We start from the raw sequence: 3186 nt of genomic DNA on the forward strand, positions 1-3186 counted from the left end.
GATCAGATAGCCGTCCTAGAGAAGGGGTGCATCACCCAGCAGGGAACCCACGGCGATCTGGTGAAGGTGCCCGGCCGGTATCGGTCGTTTTGGCGCGAGCGCCAGCAGGCGGCCGGTTGGCGGCTGGCCAGCGAGCAGTAGCGCTTCGGATTCGATCCGGCGCGTTCGGTGCCGGAACATCAGATGAACCAAGACATGCAAAACGCATGGGAAAGAGAGGTCGATATGGAACATTCGCCTTATGAGACGTCGAAGTCCCGCAAAGGGGCCGCGTTCGAGATGTGGGGCGTCAAGGAGGTCGTCACCGCGGTGCTGTTCAGCGCCTTGATGATCGTCGTCTTGTTCGTGGTGGGGTCGGTTACCATGCTGGGTGTGGATTTCTCCATGCTGTTCATGGCGGCGACGTACGTTTTGGTGGTTGCGCCGTTGTACATGCTCATGGTTATGAGGGTGAACCGCTTCGGCACCACGGCGTTCTACGCGTGCGTGATGGCGCTGGTGTACCTCATGTTCGGAAACCTGTGGTACATGCTGCCGTTCTACCTGGTGGGAGGTTTGGCTATCGATGCGCTGTTCCTGCGCACGGCCGCGCAGCGGGCTAAGCCGAACCGCATCGTAGCGGCGTGGGCGACGTTCAGCGCGCTGTACTCGCTGTCGTCGATCATCCCCATACTGGTCAACCTTCAGGGGTACCTGCAAGAGCTTGCCGAAGTGAGGATGATGGGCGAGGAGTACGTGAACGCGTACCTCAAGTACTACGGGAATGCAGAATGGATCGTGTTCATAGTCGCTCTCACGGCGTTCGCCGGATTCCTGGGAGCCCTCGTGGGCAAGCGTCTGATGAGGAAGCACTTCCTGAAGGCAGGGGTGATCTGACGTGGAGGAGGGCATCCGAAACGAGCGGTTCTCATCGGGCGCTCGCGCCGTCGGGCGTTCGTCGGCGTCGCCCGACGGGGAACGGTTCTCCATGGCGACGAAGTCCATCGTGCTGGCTGCGACGATCGCGACGGTTTCCCTGGTGGACAGCGTGCGGTTGTCGCCTGCGCTGACCTGCTTTTTACTGCTCTACCTTGCTGCGTGCGGACAGCGTTCCATGGCTTTCAAGATGCTGGTTTTCTACGCGGCGCTGTGGGGCGCGTGCCTGGCGCTTGCATACGGGAAGATGACTGTGATCGTTTTCTCGCCGGTTCATTTTTACGCCGCGATCAAAACCTATCCCATCATGGTTGCGTTCTTCGCGGTGGCGCTTTCCCCTCCGGGGCTTATCAGCGCCGCGTTGGCGAAGGCTCGCATTCCGAAGCGCCTGATCGTGGGCGTGCTCGTACTGCTGAGGTTCTTCCCCACCGTTCGCTCGAGCTTCCGGCGTTTGTCCGAGTCGTGCAAAAGGCGCGGGGTGCTTTCGGCGGGAAACGTCGCGCGCAGCCCCGTTCAGGCGCTCGAGCATGCGCTGGTTCCCTTGATGTTCTCGTTGGTGGACAGCTCCGACCGCCTTTCCTCATCCGCCATCGCCCGCGCCGCCGAAGCGCCGACCAGGCGGACGAGCTACTATCGCAGTCCTTTCGGAGTGGCGGACGCGGTTTGCCTGGCGGCCGTCGCGACGGCGCTGGCTGCGTGCGTCTGGGTTGTGCGGGGAGGGTGGTTCGGATGACCGGCGATCTTGTCGCGCAGCTGAAAGGCGCGAGCTTCTCGTACTACGGCGCTCCGGAAACGCTGCATGCCGTGGATTTGGACGTGCATGCCGGCGAATGCGTCGTGCTTATGGGCGCGTCGGGCAGCGGTAAAACCACGATCGTGCGCGTCTTGAACGGCCTGGCCGGGGGCTACTATCGCGGCAGCGTTTCCGGCGACGTGTTCTTGGGCGGGCTTTCTGCGCGCGATATGGAGGCGTGGCGAAGAGCCGAGCTGGTGGGAAGCGTGTTTCAAGACCCGACCGCCCAGTTCTTCTCCAGTCAGCTGGCGGGCGAGGTGGCGTTCGGGTGCGAGAACATCGGCTATCCCGCCGAGGAGGTGGTGAGGCGCACCGATGCGGCGATCGGCCGTTTGGGTCTGGACCGTTTGCGCACGATAGCGGTGGACGAGCTTTCCAGCGGGCAGAAGCAGCGCGTGGCTATCGCCTCGTCGCTTGCTCCTGCGCCGAGGCTCGTGGTGATGGACGAGCCCTCTTCGAACCTCGACGAAGATGCGGCTCAAGAGTTGGGCGCGGTGCTGATGGAGCTGAAGCGGCAGGGCTACGCGCTGGTGGTGGCCGAGCATCGCATCTCGTACCTGATGGAGTGCGCCGACCGGTTCTGCTATATGGAGGCCGGGCGGATGCGGGCGGTTCTCTCTCGCGACGATGTGTTCGCCATGGACGGCTCCGAGCGCGTTGCCATGGGCGTTCGCAGCCCTGCTTTCGTCCCCCGGCCTTCCTTGAAGCCTGCGCCTCTTGCCGCGGGGCTCGCGCGGGAAGGCGAGCGGGCCGCGTCCGGCGAAGCTTTCGGCGCGCGTCTGGAAGCCGCGTCCCTGGAGGTGGACGGCCTGGCCGTTTCTCGCGGTGGAAATCTGCTGTTCTCCTGTGTCTGCTTCGCCGTGGAACCGGGGCAGATCATGGCGCTGACGGGAAAAAACGGCGTGGGCAAGACGAGCCTGGCGCAGGTCGCGGTTGGCTTGGGCCGACCCGACGAGGGCTGCGTGCGCGTGGGAGGGCGGAAGCTGTCCCGGCGGGAGCTGCGTCGCCGCGTGTGGTACAGCCCCAACGACGTGAGCATGGAGTTCTTCTCTTCCCGGGTTGACGAAGAAGTGCTCTTGTTCTCGGATCAGGACGACGCGGCGCGCCGCTACGCCGATCATGTGCTGGGCCGGTTGGGCCTGGCCGAGCTGGGGGATAGGCATCCGTCCTCGCTGTCAGGCGGCCAGAAGCAGCGGCTGTCCATTGCCTGCGGGCTGGCGTCGAGGCGGTCGGTGCTCATCCTGGACGAGCCCACCAGCGGGCTTGACGCCCTCAGCATGCGCCGGTTGGCCGACGCGCTGCGTTGCGCAGCCGAGGAGGGGGCGGCCGTGGTGGTCATCACGCACGACAACGAGTTCATGCGCGAGTGCTGCACCCACGTCTTCGCGCTCGAAGGCGCAGGTGCTGACGAGGGCGAACGGCGCGCGTGTTGAAGGCAGAAGGGGCGGGAGCTGGGAGTGTTTCACGTGAAACATCCG

At 64.3% G+C, this 3186-nt stretch carries 3 protein-coding genes; all 3 read left to right on the plus strand.

All coding sequences use genetic code 11. The features are described from left to right. Positions 1 to 225 precede the first annotated feature (225 nt). Genes ACMO6A_RS08135 through ACMO6A_RS08145 form a run of 3 tightly spaced genes read left to right on the plus strand, consistent with a single transcriptional unit; the run spans position 226 to position 3141 of the window. Positions 226 to 876, plus strand: coding sequence for an MptD family putative ECF transporter S component (locus tag ACMO6A_RS08135; RefSeq protein WP_086414154.1), 651 nt, complete (start codon positions 226 to 228; stop codon positions 874 to 876). A 1-nt stretch (position 877) separates the two neighbouring features. Beyond that, positions 878 to 1648 carry an energy-coupling factor transporter transmembrane component T gene (locus ACMO6A_RS08140; RefSeq protein WP_021408978.1) on the plus strand — a complete coding sequence of 257 codons (771 nt, stop codon included), beginning with the start codon at positions 878 to 880 and terminating at the stop codon, positions 1646 to 1648. Next, positions 1645 to 3141 (plus strand): ABC transporter ATP-binding protein, encoded by a 1497-nt coding sequence (locus ACMO6A_RS08145; protein ID WP_418142278.1) that lies wholly within the window; start codon positions 1645 to 1647, stop codon positions 3139 to 3141. The genes ACMO6A_RS08140 and ACMO6A_RS08145 overlap by 4 nt, the downstream gene beginning before the upstream one ends. Positions 3142 to 3186 lie beyond the last annotated feature (45 nt).

This window comes from Eggerthella sp. (assembly GCF_048329335.1).
Classification (GTDB): domain Bacteria; phylum Actinomycetota; class Coriobacteriia; order Coriobacteriales; family Eggerthellaceae; genus Eggerthella; species Eggerthella lenta.

Bases quoted from the DNA above. Each gene is read 5' to 3' on its own strand.
- ACMO6A_RS08135 (WP_086414154.1), top strand. From the start codon at position 226: ATGGAACATTCGCCTTATGAGACGTCGAAGTCCCGCAAAGGGGCCGCG.
- ACMO6A_RS08145 (WP_418142278.1), top strand. From the start codon at position 1,645: ATGACCGGCGATCTTGTCGCGCAGCTGAAAGGCGCGAGCTTCTCGTAC.